The organism is Leifsonia sp. 2TAF2, assembly GCF_052115085.1.
Lineage (GTDB): Bacteria > Actinomycetota > Actinomycetes > Actinomycetales > Microbacteriaceae > Leifsonia.
This window is the reverse complement of the sequence record NZ_JBFRFY010000001.1, coordinates 1,515,779-1,531,837: the sequence shown is the minus strand read 5'-3', so window position 1 is coordinate 1,531,837 and position 16,059 is coordinate 1,515,779. Positions and strand designations below refer to the sequence as shown.

The window sequence follows — 16,059 nt, the reverse complement described above, 5'->3', positions numbered from 1 at the left end:
TTTAGTCGTCGCTCTTCGAGCCGGGCTTCTTGGAGGGCTCGTCCAGACGCTCGCCGTACTCCGGCGCAGCGGTGTCCGCGGTGTCGGCCGTGATGGCGTGGTCTTCGTTGAGCTCGACTCCAGGAGCCTCAGCGTCGTCAGCGACGGGCTCGGGGGTGGTGGGCTCGACGACGCGGGCGAGCACCTGGCGGTGCACCTTCACGACGTGGCCGGGGCTCGTCTCGATGACGGCCGTGTTGTCGCTCTCGTCGACGGAGACCAGCGTGCCGTAGAGGCCGAAGTTGGTCATGACCTCGGCTCCGGGCACCATCTTCGAGCGCGTGTCCTCCTGCTCCTTGCGGCGCTTCCGGCTGTTCCGGAACATGAAGAAGACGAGGGCCGCCAGAATGACGACCATCAGGATGGTCAACGGGTCAAAGACCATGGAGCTGCCGAGCCTTTCAATGGGGGGCAAGGGGGTTGGCCGAACGGCCAGCTTGGATTATATGTCATCGATCAGCGTCGGTGGCTGGGAGGAATCCAGCCGCGGGCTGGGGATCCCGAGATGACGCCATGCCGCGGCGGTCGCCATGCGCCCCCGAGGGGTCCGGGAGAGCAGTCCGATGCGGACGAGGAACGGCTCCACGACGGACTCGATGGTCTCGGCCTCCTCCCCCACCGAGACGGCGAGGGTGTTGAGGCCGACGGGACCGCCGTCGAAGCGCTCGAGAAGGATGTGCAGCACGGCACGGTCGAGCCGGTCGAGCCCGAGCGGGTCGACGTCGTAGAGCTCGAGGGCGGCCCGCACGGCATCCAGGTCGCCGCGTCCGCCGTGCACGAGCGCATAATCGCGCACCCGGCGGAGGAGTCTGTTCGCGATGCGCGGCGTTCCGCGGCAGCGCCCGGCGATCTCGGCGAGGGCCTCACGGTCGATGTCGAACTCCAGCATCGTCGCCGCGCGCGACAGCACCTGCGTCAGCTCCGCGTCGTCGTAGAACTCGAGGTGGGCAGTGAAGCCGAAGCGGTCGCGCAGTGGGTTCGGGAGGAGACCAGAGCGCGTCGTCGCCCCGACGAGGGTGAACGGAGCGAGGTCGAGCGGGATGGAGGTCGCCCCCGCCCCTTTGCCGACCATGATGTCGATGCGGAAGTCCTCCATCGCGAGGTACAGCATCTCTTCGGCGGACCGCGCCATGCGGTGGATCTCGTCGATGAACAGCACCTCGCCGGGCGTGAGAGACGACAGCAGCGCCGCCAGGTCGCCGGCGTGCTGGATGGCCGGGCCGCTCGAGAGCCGGAGCGGACGGCCGCTCTCATGGGCCACGATCATCGCCAGCGTCGTCTTGCCGAGCCCGGGAGGACCGGCGAGCAGGATGTGATCGGCCGTGCGCTCCTGCATCCGGGCCGCCGTCAGGAGGAGCTGCAGCTGACCGCGCACCTTGGCCTGTCCCACGAACTCGGCGAGGCTGCGCGGCCGGAGGGCGCCCTCGAAGGCGAGCTCCGACTCCGACTCGAGTTCGGGCGTGGTCAGATCCTCGTCGCTCATCGGGACGCCTTCGCTGCGCCCGAGGTCTGGCCTGGGCCGAGGCGAGCGAGCGTCAGCCGCAGGAGGGTCTGGACACTGTCGCGCTGCTTCTCGTCGGTGTCCGCGACCACCTCGGCGACCGCCTCGGCGGCCACCTTCTCAGGCCAGCCGAGCCCGACGAGGGCGATCAGCACGCTGTCGGAGACGGACGACGGGGCGCCGCCGCTCGCGGCCGCACGCACCGGGCGGCGCGTGGCCACTAGCTTGCCGGTCAGTGAGACGACGATGAGTTTGGCCGTCTTGGGTCCAATTCCGGACACCTTGCGGAACGGCGCGTCGTCATCGGCGGCTACGGCCGCGGCGATGTCGTCCGGAGTCAGCACCGACAGCACGCCGATTGCGGACTTGGGGCCGACGCCCGAGACGCTCGTCAGCAGCTCGAAGACCTCCAGCTGCTCGCGGTCGGCGAAGCCGAACAGCTGCAGTGCGTCTTCACGCACGATGAGAGAGGTGTGGAGGAACGCCTCCTCGCCAATGCGCAGCGACAGCACGTGGTCGGGCGTGAGCTGCAGCGCGAAGCCGACGCCGCCCACCTCGATGACGGCGGTGCCGCCGCTCGCTGAGAGCACGGTACCGCGGAGGGAGGAGATCACCGTGCAAGCCTACGGGCGGCCGCCGACGTCCGGCCGGAGCGCTCCGCGGCGCGCCACGCCTGCTGAGCGGGAGTCAGGGCGCCCGTCGCTCCCCCGGCGTCCGGAGCCACCGGCCCGCCGCGCCACGCGTGGCAGATGGCGATCGCGAGCGCATCCGCCGCATCCGCCGGCTTCGGGGGTTCGGCGAGGCCCAGGATGCGGGCGACCATCGTCTGCACCTGCTTCTTGTCGGCGGAGCCGTAGCCGGTCACCGCCGCCTTGACCTCGCTCGGCGTGTGCAGGGCGACCGGCAGACCGCGCTTCGCCGCCGAATGGAGTGCGACGCCGCTGACCTGCGCCGTGCCCATGACGGTGCGGAGGTTGTGCTGGGCGAACACGCGCTCGATCGCCACGACGGCGGGGCCGAACTCGTCGAGCAAGCCCTCGATGCCGGTGCCCACGGCGAGGAGCCGCTCCTCCAGCGCCATGGTCGGCGGCGTCCGGATGACGGTCACGTGGACGAGAGTCGCCCGGCGGTCGGGACGCACGTCGACGATCCCGACGCCGCAGCGCGTCAGCCCCGGGTCGATGCCGAGCACCCTGATCGTCATGGTCTCGGCCCGCCCCCGCCCCTACTCGTCGTCTTCGTCGAGCTGGGCCTGCACCTCGGAGCTGATGTCGAGGTTCGTGTACACGTTCTGCACGTCGTCCGAGTCTTCGAGAGCGTCGATCAGGCGGAAGACCTTGCGGGCGACCTCGGCGTCGGCCTCGACGTTGACGGTCGCCACGAACTCCGCGTCAGCGGAGTCGTAGTCGATGCCGGCGTCCTGCAGCGCGGTTCGGGCGGCGACCAGGTCGGACGCCTCCGTCACCACCTCGAAGCTCTCACCGCGGTCGGTGACGTCTTCTGCACCCGCGTCGAGCACTGCGGCGAGGACGGTGTCCTCATCCACACCGTCGGCGTGCGGCACAACGATGACGCCCTTGCGGTGGAAGTTGTAGGCGACGCTGCCCGGGTCGGCCATGGTGCCGCCGTTGCGGGTCATCGCCGTGCGCACCTCAGCGGCTGCGCGGTTCTTGTTCTCGGTAAGGCACTCGATCAGCAGGGCGACGCCGCCCGGACCGTAGCCCTCGTACATGATCGTCGCGTAGTCGATCGACTCGCCGGTCAGGCCGGCGCCGCGCTTGATCGCGCGGTCGATGTTGTCGTTCGGGACGGAGGTCTTCTTGGCCTTCTGCACCGCGTCGACGAGCGTCGGGTTGCCGGACATGTCGGCGCCGCCGGTCTTCGCCGCGACCTCGATGTTCTTGATCAGCTTGGCGAAGGACTTCGCGCGGCGGGCGTCGATCACCGCCTTCTTGTGCTTGGTCGTTGCCCACTTGGAATGCCCGGACACTGGTGCTCCCTCGGATTACGTTCTGAACCCGTCCATAATAGTGCCTCGTCCGTGCCGGCCCCTGGACGACGCGGCGCCAGGAACGATGCCCGAAAGGGATGCGCAAAAGGGTGCCCGGCTCAGCGCACCGCCAGCGCCCGGTGCACCGACGCCACGGCGCTCGCACCCTCGCCCACCGCGGCGGCAATCCGCTTCATCGAGCCGTGCCGCACATCCCCTGCGGCGAAGACCCGCGGCAGGCTCGTCTCGAACGGCAGCGGGCCGCGACTCCCCTCCTCCGGCGCGGGCAGGTCGACGTCGGTGAGGAGGAACCCGCTCCCGTCCACCTCCGCCCCGGATAGCCACGACGCCCCCGGCTCTGCGCCGACGAAGCAGAACAAGGCGGCGGCGGTCACCCGCTCGTCTTCACCAGTCGCGGAGCAGGTGATGGTGACCTCCTCCAACTGCTCCCCGCCGTGCAGCCCGGTGACATCGGAGGAGGCGTGGATGCGGATGCGCTCGTGCGCGACGACCCGGTCGACGAGGTAGGCCGACATCTTCGCCTCGATGGAGGGGCCGCGCACGACCAGCGACACGTCACCGCCGAGTCCGGCGAGGTACAGGGCCGCCTGCCCGGCCGAGTTCGCTCCTCCGACGACGACGGAGGGACGCTGTGCAACCGTCCGCGCCTCCAGCTCCGTCGTGGCGAAGAAGATGCTCCCACCCTCGAACTCCGCCCAGTTCTCCAAGGGCAGCCGGCGGTACCGGGCGCCGGTCGCGACGACGACGGAGCGGGCGGTGAGACGGTCGCCGTCCCCCAGTTCGAGCACGATGCCGTCCCCTTCGTGCTGAAGCCGGACGACGTCGGCCGGTGCAGACAGGCGGACACCGAACTTGAGCGCCTGGACGAGCCCGAGCTCGGTCAGCTCCGCCCCGGAGAGGCCCGACGGGAAGCCCAGGTAGTTCTCGATGCGCGAGCTCGCCGCGGCCTGGCCGCCCGGGGCGAGGGCGTCGAGCACCAGAGTGCTCAGCCCTTCGGACGCGCCGTAGATGCCCGCGGCGAGACCGGCAGGTCCGGCACCGACGACGACCAGATCGAACGAGTCGCCGTCTCGGTAGCGGAAGGCGAGCCCGACGGTTTCGGCGAGCTGACGCGGAGTCGCCTTCGGCAGGGCTGTGCCCCTGGTCAGGACGAGCGGGAGGTCGGCCTCGTTGAGGCCCGTCGCTGCCAGAGCCTTGCGGCCCTCGTCGGTCGCGACGTCGATCCAGCGGTGCGGAAGCTCCATGCGGGCGGCGTAGCGGCGCAGAGCAAGCGCGCCGGCACTGCCCTCGCGACCGAAGAGCTCGACGGTGCGGTCCGCCGCGGCCATGAGCAGCCGCCGGCGGGCCCGGAACGCTTCGAGCAGAGTCTCGGAGAGTCCCGCGTCCGTCGCCATGATCTGCTTGAACACCGCGTTCGGGATGCGCAGCACGCGCCCCGGCTCGATCATGAGCGCGGTGAGGATGGACGCCTGGCCGGTCAGCATGCTCAACTCACCGAGGAACTCTCCGGCCTGCCACAGGGCGACTGTCCGCGCCCGCGACCCGCCCGTCGCCTCCCGGACGATGTTCACCCGCCCGGCCTCCATCACGAAGAAGTCGAGGTTCTCGTCTCCAGCCCTGAAGAGGGTGTCCCCCGCCGAGACGTCCTCCACCGTTCCCAGCGACCTCAGCCGGTCGAGGGATCCGCGGTCGAGCACCGGATTCGCGGCGCTGCCGACGGGGACGCGGAAGGTCGGACGCTGGGTCATGGCGGTCCTCGCAGCTCGGGTGGCAGGGGCGGGAAGGGCTCCGCGGCGATCCTAGAGGCGCCGCGGCCCGCGGTGCCACGCCCCCGAGCTACGCCGCCTGCCGGACCTTCTGCAGGAAGTACTCGTGGAAGCGCGTGTCTCCCGTGATCTCGGGGTGGAACGACGTCCCGAGGAGGCTGCCCTGCTCCACCGCCACCACCCGGCCGTCGCCGACACGGGCGAGCGGCGTCGCCTTCTCTCCGACGCTCTCCACGATCGGCGCGCGGATGAAGACCGCGTGCATCGGCTCCTCGCCGACCGCCGGGATGTCGAGGTCGGTCTCGAACGAGTCCAGCTGCGAGCCGAACGCGTTGCGGCGCACCGCCACATCCAGGCCGCCGAGGCTCTGCTGTCCCGCGATCCCGTCGAGGATGCGGTCGGCCAGCATGATCAAGCCGGCGCACGTGCCGTACACCGGCATCCCGTCGGCGATCGCCTCACGCAGCGGCTCGGCGAGCCCGAAGGCGCGGGACAGCTTGTCCATCACGCTCGACTCGCCGCCCGGGATGACCAGGCCGCCGATCTCCTCCAGCTCGGCCGGGCGCCGCACCGGGACGGCGTCGGCACCCAGGCCCCGCAGGACCGCGATGTGCTCGCGGAAGTCGCCCTGCAGCGCGAGGACGCCGACCTTCGTGCGGACGTTTCCTGTCCGCACGTTCCCGGTCAGCACGTCTTCTGTCAGCACGTTATCCGGCAGCACTTACCAGCCGCGCTCGGCGAGGCGGTGCGGCGCGGCCAGGTCGGACACGTTGATGCCCACCATCGCCTCGCCGAGTCCGCGCGAGACCTCCGCGATGACCTTAGCGTCGTCGTAGAACGTGGTCGCCTTGACGATCGCGGCCGCGCGCTGCTCGGGGTTGCCCGACTTGAAGATGCCCGAGCCGACGAACACGCCGTCGGCGCCCAGCTGCATCATCATCGCGGCGTCCGCGGGGGTCGCCACGCCACCGGCCGTGAACAGCACGACGGGCAGCTTGCCGGTCTCGGCGATCTCGGCGACCAGCTCGTACGGCGCCTGCAGCTCCTTGGCCGCGACGTACAGCTCGTCCTTCGTCATCGACTTCAGGCCGTTGATCTCCGAGGTGATCTTGCGGATGTGCTTGGTCGCCTCCGACACGTCGCCGGTACCGGCCTCGCCCTTGGAGCGGATCATCGCCGCGCCCTCGTTGATGCGCCGCAGCGCCTCGCCGAGGTTGGTGGCGCCGCAGACGAACGGGACGGTGAACCTCCACTTGTCGATGTGGTTCACGTAGTCGGCGGGCGAGAGCACCTCCGACTCGTCGATGTAGTCCACGTCCAGCGCCTGCAGCACCTGCGCCTCGACGAAGTGGCCGATGCGGGCCTTCGCCATGACGGGGATGGACACCTCGCTGATGATCGCCTCGATCAGGTCCGGGTCGCTCATGCGCGCGACGCCGCCCTGGGCACGGATGTCGGCCGGGACGCGCTCCAGCGCCATGACGGCGACGGCTCCCGCGTCCTCGGCGATGCGCGCCTGCTCGGGGGTGACGACGTCCATGATGACGCCGCCCTTCAGCATCTCGGCGAGTCCACGCTTGACGCGGCTCGAGCCGGTTGCGCCCTGGTTGTTGTCTGTCATCATCGCCCTCTCGTGCGGAACAAAGAATCTTTTGGCCTATGCCGAACGATAGCATCCCCGCTGCGGTGGATAGACTCGCTCGCGGGACACTCGTGCGGGGAGCGACATGGACGGAAACATCACGGGCACGACGGCGTCGGAGATCGCCGCAAGCGTGCGCGCGCTGCACGAGCGAGGAGCGCTGCGGCGCGGTGACGCCCTGCCGCCGGTGCGCGAACTCGCGGCGCAGCTGCGCGTCAACCGCAACACCGCCGTCGCCGCGTATCGGCTGCTTGCGCAGGCGGGCCTCGTCACCGCCCGCGGCCGGGCCGGAACGGTGATCGCGGGAATCGAAGCCGTCGCCCAAGAGGGCTACGCGCAGGACAGCATCCTGCGCGATATCGGCCCCGGCAACCCGGACGCCGGGCGCATCCCCGACCTCACCGCCGCTCTCGCCGGTGCGATCGGGCGACCCGTGCTCTACGGCGAGCCGGTCATCGACCCCGCGCTCGAGGAGCGCGCGCTCGCCTGGGTCAGCGGCGACCTCCCCGGCCGGCCGGTGCGCATCACGGTCACGAACGGAGCGGTGGATGCGGTCGAGCGGCTGCTCGCGCAGGCGCTCCTCCGCGACGACGCCGTCGCCCTCGAGGACCCGTGCTTCCTGGCGAGCATCCACACGGTCCGCCATGGCGGCTACCGGGCCGTGCCCGTCCCTGTCGACGCCGAGGGGATGACGGTCGAGGGACTCCGCGCGGCACTCGATGCCGGTGTCCGCGCCATCATCTGCACGCCGCGCGCGCAGAACCCGACCGGAGCGACCCTCTCCCCCGGACGTGCCGCACAACTGCGCGGGCTGCTGGCCGAGCATCCCTACGTGCTCATCATCGAGGACGACCACTTCTCGATGCTCTCCCAGCGCCAGTACGAGTCGCTGATCGGGCCGGAGCACCGGCGGTTCGCGCTGGTGCGGTCCGTGTCCAAGTTCCTCGGGCCGGACATGTGCCTGGCCGTCGCCGCGACCGATCCGGACACGGCCGAACGCCTCGCCTTCCGGCTGAGCCCCGGTACGACCTGGGTGAGCCACATCCTGCAGCGGCTCGTGCTGGCGCAGCTCACCGACGAGGCGGCGCTCGAGGAGATCGCCGCAGCCGGACGCCACTACGCGGAGCGGAACACCGCTTTCGCGGCCGGGCTCACCGAACGGGGACTGCCGACGGAGGCGCTCGACGGGCTCAACCTGTGGGTCGACCTGCCGGTCGAGGCGCGGCTCGTCGCCGAACGACTGATGCGGCGGGGCTGGCTGGCGCGGACCGGCGACGAGTTCCAGCTCGCCGAGCATCCCGCGCCGTCGCACCACCTCCGGCTGACCGTCCACGATCTCACCGACGAGGAGAGCGCACGCCTGCTCGACGATCTGGCGGATGCCGCGAAGTGACGGCCGCGGGAGGTGAGAGGATCGAGGGATGAAGATCCTCTCGATCCAGTCCGCGGTCGCCTACGGTCATGTCGGAAATTCGGCCGCCGTCTTCCCGCTGCAGCGCATCGGCGTCGAGGTCCTGCCCGTCTATACGGTGAACTTCTCCAACCACACCGGCTACGGCGCGTGGCGCGGACCACTGATCTCCCCCGATGACGTCCGTGACGTGATCACCGGCATCGAGGAGCGCGGCGTGCTCGGGCAGATCGACGCGGTGCTCTCCGGGTACCAGGGCAGCGAGGGCATCGGGGATGTCATCATCGATGCCGTCGCCCGGGTCAAGGCTGCGAACCCGAACGCCGTGTACGCATGCGACCCGGTGATGGGCAACGCGAAGTCGGGCTGCTTCGTGGCGCCGGCCATCCCTGTCCTCCTGCGCGAACGCGTCGTTCCGGTCGCCGACATCATCACCCCCAACCAGTTCGAGCTCGGCTTTCTCACCGAGACCTCCCCCGACACGCTCGAGTCGACGCTGGAGTCGGTGGATGCGGCGCGCGCGATGGGCCCGAGCACGGTACTCGTCACGAGCGTCGAGCGACCGGATGCTCCGGCGGACACGATCGAGATGCTGGCCGTGGATGACGCCGGCGCTTGGATCGTGCAGACCCCGCGACTGCCGATGAAGGCGAACGGATCGGGCGACGTGACGGCGGCGCTGTTCACGGCGCACTACGTCCGCACGGGCGATGCCGAACTGGCCCTCCGCAAGACGGTGTCGAGCGTGTTCGACCTGCTCACGCGCACGCTGGAGTCGGGCGACCGCGAATTGCAGCTCGTCGAGTCGCAGGAGTCGTACGCGCACCCGCGCGAGCAGTTCGCGGTCACCCGCGTGCGCTAGCGCGGGGCGCTACGCCGCCGGCCAGGCGCCGGCGATCGCCGCGCGCACCTCGCCGAGCAACTGCGGCAGCGCCTTCGTCTTGGCGATGATGGGCAGGAAGTTCGCATCCTGAGCCCACCGCGGCACGACGTGCTGGTGCAGGTGCGCGGCGATGCCCGCCCCCGCGATGGCGCCCTGGTTCATGCCGATGTTGAAGCCGTCGTTCTTCGACACCTCGCGGATGACACGCATCGCCGTCTGGGTGAGGCTGCCGATCTCGGCGACCTCCTCCGTCGTCGCCTCGTCGTAGGTGGCGATGTGACGGTACGGGCAGACCAGCAGGTGGCCGCTGTTGTACGGGAAGAGGTTGAGCAGGGCGTACGCGTGCGTCCCTCGGGCGACGATGAGCGCATCCTCGTCGCTCAGGGTGGGCGCGACGCAGAACGGGCAGTCGTCTTTGCCCGGCTGGCCCTGCTGGATGTACACCATCCGGTGCGGAGTCCACAGGCGCTGGAACTCGTCGGGCACCCCCACGAGGTACGACGGGTCGTCGACGCGGACGTAGTCCCCGGGAACGGGTGCGGACGAGTCCGCCCCGCCTCCGGGGGCACCGTCGTACGAGCCGAGGTTCAGTCGTGCCATGCCGTGTCGACCAGCTCGTGGCTGCTGATGCTCGCAACGATCCGCTCGATCGCTTCGTCGACCGTCACGCCGTTGCGCTGCGTGCCGTCGCGGAAGCGGAAGCTGACCGTGCCGGCCGACGCGTCCTCCTCGCCCACGATGAGCTGGAACGGGACCTTGGCCTTGGTGTGGGTGCGGATCTTCTTCTGCATGCGGTCGTCCGAGTGGTCGACCTCGGCACGCACGCCGCGAGCGCGGAGCCGCGAGATGACGTCGTCGAGGAAGGGCGCGTACTGGTCCGCGACCGGGATGCCGACCACCTGCACCGGCGACAGCCACACGGGGAACGCGCCCGCGTAGTGCTCCAGCAGAATGGCGAAGAACCGCTCGATGGATCCGAGCAGCGCACGGTGGATCATCGCCGGCTGCTTGCGCGTGCCGTCGGCCGCGTTGTACTCCAGTTCGAACAGCTCCGGCTGGTTGAAGTCGAGCTGGACGGTGGAGAGCTGCCAGGTGCGGCCGATCGCATCCCGTGCCTGGACCGAGATCTTCGGACCGTAGAACGCGGCCCCGCCCGGGTCGTCCACGAGCTCGAGGCCTGACTCGACGGCGACCTGACGGAGGGTCTCGGTCGCGGTCTCCCAGCTCTCGTCGCTTCCGACGTACTTGTCCGGATCCTTTGTGGAGAGCTCCAGGTAGAAGTCGGTGAGGCCGTAGCCGCGCAGGGTCTCCAGCACGAATTCGAGCTGGCGGGCCACCTCGTCCTTGATCTGCTCCTCGGCCACGTAGATGTGAGCGTCGTCCTGAGTCAGGCCGCGCACGCGGGTGAGACCGGCGAGCGTTCCCGACTTCTCGTAGCGGTACACCGTGCCGAACTCGGACAGGCGGAGCGGGAGCTCGCGGTAGCTGCGGCCGCGCGCCCGGAAGATCAGGTTGTGCATCGGGCAGTTCATCGGCTTCAGGTAGTAGTCCTGGCCCTGCCGGGTGATGTTGCCCTCGGCGTCGCGCTCCTCGTCGAGGTGCATGGGCGGGAACATGCCGTCCTTGTACCAGTTGAGATGCTGACTGGTCTCGAACAGGTGCGCCTTGGTGATGTGTGGCGTGTTCACCATCTCGTAGCCGTTCGCGATCAGCCGATCGCGCATGTAGTCCTCGATCTCCTTGCGGATGATGCCACCCTTCGGGTGGAACACCGCGAGGCCCGAGCCGATCTCGTCGGGGAAGCTGAAGAGGTCCATCTCGGCGCCGAGCTTGCGGTGGTCGCGCTTGGCGGCCTCCTCCATGCGCGTCTGGTAGGCGCGCAGCTCCTCCTTGCTCGCCCAGGCGGTGCCGTAGATGCGCTGCAGCTGCTTGTTCTTCTCGTTGCCGCGCCAATAGGCGGCGGCGACGCGGGTCAGCGCCCAGCCGTTGCCGATCATCCGGGTGTTCGGGAGGTGCGGGCCGCGGCAGAGGTCCTTCCAGACCGTCTCGCCCGACCCATCCTGACCGCCACGGGGATCGACGTTGTCGTAGATCGTCAGTTCTCCCGCGCCGACCTCGACGGACTCGCTCTCGTCGAAGGCGGCGGTGTCGCCGTGCTGCACGCCGCCCTTGAGGCCGATCAGCTCCAGCTTGTACGGCTCGTCGGCAAGCTCCGCGCGGGCCTCCTCGTCGGTGACGACGCGGCGGACGAACCGCTGGCCCGCCCGCACGATGCGCGACATCTCCTTCTCGAGCGCCTTCAGATCCTCCGGGGTGAACGCCTCGGCGACATCGAAGTCGTAGTAGAAGCCGTCGGTGATGGGCGGCCCGATCCCGAGCTTCGCCTCCGGGTTCACGGCCTGCACGGCCTGCGCGAGCACGTGCGCGGTGGAGTGTCGCAGGATGCTGAGGCCGTCGGGCGAGTCGATGGTGACCGGCTCGACCTCGTCGGTCGTCGTGACGGTGGTCGCGAGGTCCTTCAGCTCACCGTTGACGCGCATTGCGACAACGGAACGGTCGGTGAAGAGCTCGAAGCCGTCGGCCACCTGTCCACTCCTTAGTCGTGGGTTGAAAGAGAACCCTCCAACTCTAGCCGGACGCCGGTGCCGCCCGGGTTCGGGGCCACCCTGCGGACACCGCGGCTAGACGCGGCGGCCTCCGCTACGCTCACGCCATGGCGCATCTCGACGAAGTGACCTGGCCCCCTGCTCCGATCGCGACGGACCGTCTCATTCTTCGCGCGGCCGAGTCACGCGACCGGGAAGCACTGCTCGACCTGTTCAGCGACCCGCGGGTGAACGAATTCGTGGGCGGCGCGGAACCCCGTGAGCACCTCGACGAGCTGATGCCCGCCATCCCCGGGCAGCGCGTCGGCTTCTTCGCCGTCGAGCTGGACGGCGACACGATCGGCCTGGTGACGTTCGATCCCCGGGACGCCGAGCGGCAGGGCCACGTGCGCAGTAAGGGTGGCGAAGCCGAACTCGGCTACCTGTTTCTGCCGGAGGCGTGGGGCCATGGTTATGCGACGGAAGCCTGCGCGGCGGCGATGGCATGGTTCCGGGCGGCCGCTCCGCAGGAGCCCCTCGTCGTCTCGACGCAGCTCGCCAACGAAGCCTCACTCCGCGTCATCGAGAAACTCGGGTTCGTAGAGCTCGAACGAAACGAGGAATGGGGCGCGGCCCAGTGGTTCGGAGCCTGGCTCCCGCCGGCTGCCGAACAGCGCGCTTCGTAGGCTGCCGTCGTGGCGATGTCCGAGTACGTCCAGTCCATCCGCGATCGGATCGGCAACGACTTCTTGCTCTTGCCGGGCGTCACGGCCGTCGTCCGCGACGGTGAACGGTTCCTGTTGGCGCGGCACGCGCATTCCGGCCTTTGGAGCCTGATCGGTGGCGGCGTTGAGCCCGGTGAGGAGCTGGCTGCCGCCCTCGCCCGCGAGGTGCTCGAGGAGACCGGTGCCGAGGTCCGGGTCGGAGGCATCATCGGCGCTTACGGCGGTGAGCCGATGATGGTCGAATACCCGAACGGCGACCGCGTCGGCTACGTCAGCATCGCGTACGAGTGCGACCTCCTGACTCCGGCCGCACCGGATATGGATGAGCTGCTCGAACTCGGTTGGTTCGAGCGCGACGCCATCGCCGGCCTGCCGAGGCGGCATTGGATCGACCGGGTGATCGGGGACGCGGGATAGGTTGTGCCCATGAACGAGGACACGTCGTCAGCAGAATCGCGATGCGTCTTCTGCGCCATCGCGGCGGGCGACGTCGACGCCAGCGTGGTCTACGAAGACGAGACGGTTGTCGCCTTCATGGACATCAACCCCGTCACCCACGGCCACCTCCTCGTCGTGCCACGCGAGCACGCCGTCGGGTTCGAGGACCTCGATGCCGCAACCGCTGTGCATGTCTGGTCCGTCGGTCACGAAATCGCCCGGGCGCTACGCCGTTCGAGCATCCCGTGCGAGGGCATCAACATGTTCGTCGCCGACGGCGAGGCTGCATTCCAGACCGTCTTCCACTTCCACCTTCACGTCATTCCCCGCTCGCCGGGCGACGGCTGGACCCTCAACGCCGTCTCCCATGAACGTGAGTGGTCACTCCTCGAGAGCGACGCGGAAGCTATCCGAGACGCGATGCCTGCGGTGCGCTGAGGACCGCGTGTCCTCGGGGCCTCCGAGCCGAAGGGTGGAGGAACAAGGCTAGGGTGCCCGTCAGCTCAGTGTTATCTCCACCGGCTCATACGACCACGGCCCCGGCACTGGCTCTGCTCCGGCGTCGCCGCATGCCCGTAGGCTAACGCGCATGCGGGGACGGATGGCGGGGTGGTGACGTTGATGCTGCCCCTGGTGCTCGCGTCCTGCGCGAGTCCGTCGCCGAGCGGTCACACGTGTGTGGACACGGTTGTGCTCTCGTCGCCGATCCCTTCCTGGCTGCCGCTCGCAATCCTCGCGGTCATCATCGTGATTGCCGTCGTCGTCAGCTTGATCATGACGCGCCGGAGGCGGACGTGACCAGTGGTACCGATGTCATCTTCATCGGCGGGCGATCCGGGGTCGGGAAGACGAGCGTCGCGGCCGAGGCTTCTCGGATTCTGGCGCACGTAGGCATCCGCCATGCCGTCATCGAGGGCGACAACCTGGACCAGGCGTATCCCGAGCCCTGGCGCAACGGGATCGACCTGGCGGAGCGCAATCTGGCAGCGATGTGGAGGAACTACCAGGCGGTCGGATACTCGCGCCTCCTCTTCACCAACACGGTCAGCGTGCTGCAGCTGCCGGAGTTGAGCGCAGCGCTCGGTGGAGAAGTGCGCGCGTTCCCTGTGCTGCTGATGGCCACCGACGAAACGGTCGCCGACAGGTTGTCACTCCGTGAAGTAGGGAGCGCCCTTCGGGAGCACATCGACCGCAGCCGAGCGGCGGCGGCACAGCTCGACGCGGCCAGCGATGCGCACCGGATCCGGACCGATGGACGTTCCGTCGCAGAGGTGGCGCAAGACGTGCTGGCAGCCGCCGGGTGGGTCCCGTCCGGCGCACATCGCTAAGCCGGAGACCCACGCCGTGCCGATCCCGGGACGGCGTACCCTTCAGGTGTGAGCGAGCTGGAGCCACGCAAGAGCCGGAGTCTTCGCGGCTTCCGGAAGAAGGCCGTCGTCCCGCGGCGCATCCCGAGCGAGGTCGTCCCGGTGCCCTTCGAGGAAGTGAAGGACTTCGTTCGCGACGCCCTGCGGGGAACCAGCCTGCGGGATCCGTTCGCGCAGATACTCGGTGGCTACGCGCTGTTCGCGCCGCAAGTCCGTTTCGTTCCGGTGGATGAGGGGCACACTCGCGTCGAGTTCGACGCGGTTGGACGGGTCGGCGGTGCCGAGACGCTGCTGTACACGCGTCGACTGGGCGAGATCGACCGCTTCTTCGTCGCGCTCCGGGACGAGCTGGACCGGCGCGAGCAGCGGCACCGCCCGCCGACAGGAGACCGGACCATCGGCGACGGCACCTGAATCAGTCGGAACTCCACACCGGACGGGCCTGAGACGCCAGCTGAAGAAGCGGTGCGCTGTCCAGCACGACGTGCGACTCCGGTATGTCGAAGGCCGGCCACTGGACGACAACCTCGAGCGGACCCTCGGGAGGCAGCGGCCAGAGCCACATGCCGTCATCGAACCGGTAGGTGTCCTCGCCACCGCCGCCTCCTCCGCCAGAGCGGGTGAGGCTGTGCTTCTCGGGGGTGACACCGAACATGCCGGGCCCAATATCGGCGATCAGCTGTTGGCCGTCACCGAGAACGACGCCGTAGCGGAGTCGCTTCGGATCCCAGCCGCCGAAGTGATCGTGCATCCGGAACTGCAATCCTTGCCATTCCTGACGACTCCTGCCTGCACGTCGAATACGGCGGTCGATGAGGAACTCGACGCCGTTGCTGTAGACGCGGGCCATGCTCAGGATGAGGGCGACGGTGTCGTTACTGGCGATCGTCTCACCGATCGGGAAGATGGCGGCGAGCTCGTCGTCGGAAGGCTTCCACCATGGCGCAGCGACATGCTCGCCGCTCTCGGTGTCGTCTTCGGGTGGGTCAGGCGGGAAGAAGCTCACAGCGCCCAGACGACCACACAGCGGCTCTCTCTCGCAAGAGCCGATCGACTCGCGGTCTGTACCCCTCTGGCGTCAGGTGTAGCGTCGCCTCGTGACTCGCCAGAATCCCGAAGTTGTGGATCGTTTTTGTGTCCGACCATGAAGACGGGGTCCCGACACCGGATGTCCCTCATCACTGACCGGCGGTGTCGGGCAGCCCGCGGCCGGCGTGGAGTAGCCGCGTTGGTGTGCATCCTGACTGCAAGTCTTCTCGCTGGTTGCTCCCCCTTCTACCCTGCATGCTCCATGCCCGACATCCGCCCGCCTCACATCGCTGTCGAAGCGTCGATCTGGCTCCGTCTGCATGCCGGCGGGACGGTTCACGCCTGTTTCGCCGGCTCCTGCGACGATGAGGACGGAACCAGGCCGTCGTTCGAGGTGCTGGCCCCGAGAGATGTCGACCTCGAGCAGAAGCACGACCTTGTCGTCACGCTGACCGACGAGACGGGCACGACGACTCGGACCGCACGGATGGCGCTCGAGCTCGTCCCGGGTCAGAAGGGTGCGGCATGTCCGATGCCCGACCAGTGGAGCCGACAAGTACTCATCGGGACGGACGGACAGATCCAGGTGGGCGGTGCCGATGACGGGCGCATCATCGTCCCGACTCCGGCGGGTACGGTCGGTTCGTAGACCGGCACACGAG

General features: G+C 69.0%; 20 protein-coding genes. 9 read left to right on the top strand and 11 right to left on the bottom strand.

The genetic code is table 11. The features are described from left to right. Nucleotide 1: 1 nt before the first annotated feature. The 8 genes from yajC to pdxS all read right to left on the bottom strand — a co-directional run bounded on the left by yajC (nt 2) and on the right by pdxS (nt 6,941). Entirely contained in the window at nt 2-424 is a 423-nt protein-coding gene (yajC, locus tag AB4Z18_RS07355) for a preprotein translocase subunit YajC (RefSeq protein ID WP_441782031.1), read from the bottom strand. A gap of 57 nt (nt 425-481) precedes the next feature. Then, nucleotides 482-1,522, bottom strand: coding sequence for a Holliday junction branch migration DNA helicase RuvB (ruvB, locus tag AB4Z18_RS07350; protein ID WP_441782030.1), 1,041 nt, complete (start codon nt 1,520-1,522; stop codon nt 482-484). Next, nucleotides 1,519-2,154, bottom strand: coding sequence for a Holliday junction branch migration protein RuvA (ruvA, locus tag AB4Z18_RS07345; RefSeq protein ID WP_441782029.1), 636 nt, complete (start codon nt 2,152-2,154; stop codon nt 1,519-1,521). The genes ruvB and ruvA overlap by 4 nt, the downstream gene beginning before the upstream one ends. Continuing rightward, nucleotides 2,151-2,738 carry a crossover junction endodeoxyribonuclease RuvC gene (gene ruvC, locus AB4Z18_RS07340; protein WP_441782990.1) on the bottom strand — a complete coding sequence of 196 codons (588 nt, stop codon included), beginning with the start codon at nt 2,736-2,738 and terminating at the stop codon, nt 2,151-2,153. The genes ruvA and ruvC overlap by 4 nt, the downstream gene beginning before the upstream one ends. 27 nt (nt 2,739-2,765) lie before the next feature. Then, nucleotides 2,766-3,530 carry a YebC/PmpR family DNA-binding transcriptional regulator gene (locus AB4Z18_RS07335; protein ID WP_441782028.1) on the bottom strand — a complete coding sequence of 255 codons (765 nt, stop codon included), beginning with the start codon at nt 3,528-3,530 and terminating at the stop codon, nt 2,766-2,768. A 119-nt stretch (nt 3,531-3,649) separates the two neighbouring features. Further along, nucleotides 3,650-5,299, bottom strand: a complete 1,650-nt coding sequence (locus tag AB4Z18_RS07330) for an FAD-dependent oxidoreductase (RefSeq protein WP_441782027.1) — start codon at nt 5,297-5,299, stop codon at nt 3,650-3,652. An 88-nt stretch (nt 5,300-5,387) separates the two neighbouring features. Next, nucleotides 5,388-6,023, bottom strand: coding sequence for a pyridoxal 5'-phosphate synthase glutaminase subunit PdxT (gene pdxT, locus AB4Z18_RS07325; protein WP_441782026.1), 636 nt, complete (start codon nt 6,021-6,023; stop codon nt 5,388-5,390). Between the two features lie 15 nt (nt 6,024-6,038). Next, complete coding sequence (gene pdxS / locus AB4Z18_RS07320; protein ID WP_441782025.1) at nt 6,039-6,941, bottom strand: pyridoxal 5'-phosphate synthase lyase subunit PdxS; 903 nt, start codon at nt 6,939-6,941, stop codon at nt 6,039-6,041. A 103-nt stretch (nt 6,942-7,044) separates the two neighbouring features. Here pdxS and AB4Z18_RS07315 point away from each other — a divergent pair, with 103 nt between their 5' ends. Both AB4Z18_RS07315 and pdxY read left to right on the top strand, forming a co-directional pair. Next, nucleotides 7,045-8,352 (top strand): aminotransferase class I/II-fold pyridoxal phosphate-dependent enzyme, encoded by a 1,308-nt coding sequence (locus AB4Z18_RS07315; protein ID WP_441782024.1) that lies wholly within the window; start codon nt 7,045-7,047, stop codon nt 8,350-8,352. Between the two features lie 28 nt (nt 8,353-8,380). Beyond that, the gene (gene pdxY, locus AB4Z18_RS07310; protein ID WP_441782023.1) at nt 8,381-9,232 is read left to right on the top strand and encodes a pyridoxal kinase PdxY; all 852 of its coding nucleotides are present in this window, start codon (nt 8,381-8,383) and stop codon (nt 9,230-9,232) included. A 9-nt stretch (nt 9,233-9,241) separates the two neighbouring features. Here pdxY and AB4Z18_RS07305 read toward each other — a convergent pair whose 3' ends face one another. After that, complete coding sequence (locus AB4Z18_RS07305) at nt 9,242-9,853, bottom strand: HIT family protein (RefSeq protein ID WP_441782022.1); 612 nt, start codon at nt 9,851-9,853, stop codon at nt 9,242-9,244. Next, nucleotides 9,841-11,838 (bottom strand): threonine--tRNA ligase, encoded by a 1,998-nt coding sequence (gene thrS / locus AB4Z18_RS07300; RefSeq protein WP_441782021.1) that lies wholly within the window; start codon nt 11,836-11,838, stop codon nt 9,841-9,843. The genes AB4Z18_RS07305 and thrS overlap by 13 nt, the downstream gene beginning before the upstream one ends. A gap of 128 nt (nt 11,839-11,966) precedes the next feature. Between thrS and AB4Z18_RS07295 the strand changes: the two genes are divergently transcribed. The 6 genes from AB4Z18_RS07295 (at nt 11,967) to AB4Z18_RS07270 (ending at nt 14,782) form a co-directional block, all read left to right on the top strand. After that, complete coding sequence (locus AB4Z18_RS07295; RefSeq protein ID WP_441782020.1) at nt 11,967-12,524, top strand: GNAT family N-acetyltransferase; 558 nt, start codon at nt 11,967-11,969, stop codon at nt 12,522-12,524. A gap of 15 nt (nt 12,525-12,539) precedes the next feature. Continuing rightward, nucleotides 12,540-12,980, top strand: coding sequence for an NUDIX domain-containing protein (locus AB4Z18_RS07290; protein ID WP_441782989.1), 441 nt, complete (start codon nt 12,540-12,542; stop codon nt 12,978-12,980). Between the two features lie 9 nt (nt 12,981-12,989). Continuing rightward, on the top strand, nt 12,990-13,439 hold the full coding sequence (locus tag AB4Z18_RS07285) for an HIT family protein (RefSeq protein ID WP_441782019.1): 450 nt from the start codon (nt 12,990-12,992) through the stop codon (nt 13,437-13,439). Between the two features lie 171 nt (nt 13,440-13,610). Beyond that, nucleotides 13,611-13,799 carry a hypothetical protein gene (locus AB4Z18_RS07280; RefSeq protein WP_441782018.1) on the top strand — a complete coding sequence of 63 codons (189 nt, stop codon included), beginning with the start codon at nt 13,611-13,613 and terminating at the stop codon, nt 13,797-13,799. After that, a complete protein-coding gene (locus AB4Z18_RS07275) occupies nt 13,796-14,329 on the top strand; it encodes an adenylyl-sulfate kinase (protein WP_441782017.1) in 534 nt (177 codons plus the stop codon). The genes AB4Z18_RS07280 and AB4Z18_RS07275 overlap by 4 nt, the downstream gene beginning before the upstream one ends. A 48-nt stretch (nt 14,330-14,377) precedes the next feature. After that, the gene (locus tag AB4Z18_RS07270) at nt 14,378-14,782 is read left to right on the top strand and encodes a hypothetical protein (protein WP_441782016.1); all 405 of its coding nucleotides are present in this window, start codon (nt 14,378-14,380) and stop codon (nt 14,780-14,782) included. Between the two features lies 1 nt (nt 14,783). Here the strand turns inward: AB4Z18_RS07270 and AB4Z18_RS07265 are convergent, their stop codons facing one another. After that, nucleotides 14,784-15,374, bottom strand: coding sequence for a hypothetical protein (locus AB4Z18_RS07265; protein WP_441782015.1), 591 nt, complete (start codon nt 15,372-15,374; stop codon nt 14,784-14,786). 285 nt (nt 15,375-15,659) lie between these two features. On the opposite strand from AB4Z18_RS07265, the gene AB4Z18_RS07260 reads away from it, so the two are divergent. Further along, nucleotides 15,660-16,046, top strand: a complete 387-nt coding sequence (locus AB4Z18_RS07260; RefSeq protein WP_441782014.1) for a hypothetical protein — start codon at nt 15,660-15,662, stop codon at nt 16,044-16,046. Nucleotides 16,047-16,059: the final 13 nt, after the last annotated feature.

Excerpts from the sequence above, each read along its gene's own strand:
- yajC (WP_441782031.1), bottom strand. The coding sequence starts at position 424 with ATGGTCTTTGACCCGTTGACCATCCTGATGGTCGTCATTCTGGCGGCC.
- ruvB (WP_441782030.1), bottom strand. The coding sequence starts at position 1,522 with ATGAGCGACGAGGATCTGACCACGCCCGAACTCGAGTCGGAGTCGGAG.
- AB4Z18_RS07330 (WP_441782027.1), bottom strand. The coding sequence starts at position 5,299 with ATGACCCAGCGTCCGACCTTCCGCGTCCCCGTCGGCAGCGCCGCGAAT.
- pdxS (WP_441782025.1), bottom strand. The coding sequence starts at position 6,941 with ATGATGACAGACAACAACCAGGGCGCAACCGGCTCGAGCCGCGTCAAG.
- AB4Z18_RS07315 (WP_441782024.1), top strand. The coding sequence starts at position 7,045 with ATGGACGGAAACATCACGGGCACGACGGCGTCGGAGATCGCCGCAAGC.
- pdxY (WP_441782023.1), top strand. The coding sequence starts at position 8,381 with ATGAAGATCCTCTCGATCCAGTCCGCGGTCGCCTACGGTCATGTCGGA.
- AB4Z18_RS07305 (WP_441782022.1), bottom strand. The coding sequence starts at position 9,853 with ATGGCACGACTGAACCTCGGCTCGTACGACGGTGCCCCCGGAGGCGGG.
- AB4Z18_RS07295 (WP_441782020.1), top strand. The coding sequence starts at position 11,967 with ATGGCGCATCTCGACGAAGTGACCTGGCCCCCTGCTCCGATCGCGACG.
- AB4Z18_RS07290 (WP_441782989.1), top strand. The coding sequence starts at position 12,540 with ATGTCCGAGTACGTCCAGTCCATCCGCGATCGGATCGGCAACGACTTC.
- AB4Z18_RS07285 (WP_441782019.1), top strand. The coding sequence starts at position 12,990 with ATGAACGAGGACACGTCGTCAGCAGAATCGCGATGCGTCTTCTGCGCC.
- AB4Z18_RS07260 (WP_441782014.1), top strand. The coding sequence starts at position 15,660 with ATGCCCGACATCCGCCCGCCTCACATCGCTGTCGAAGCGTCGATCTGG.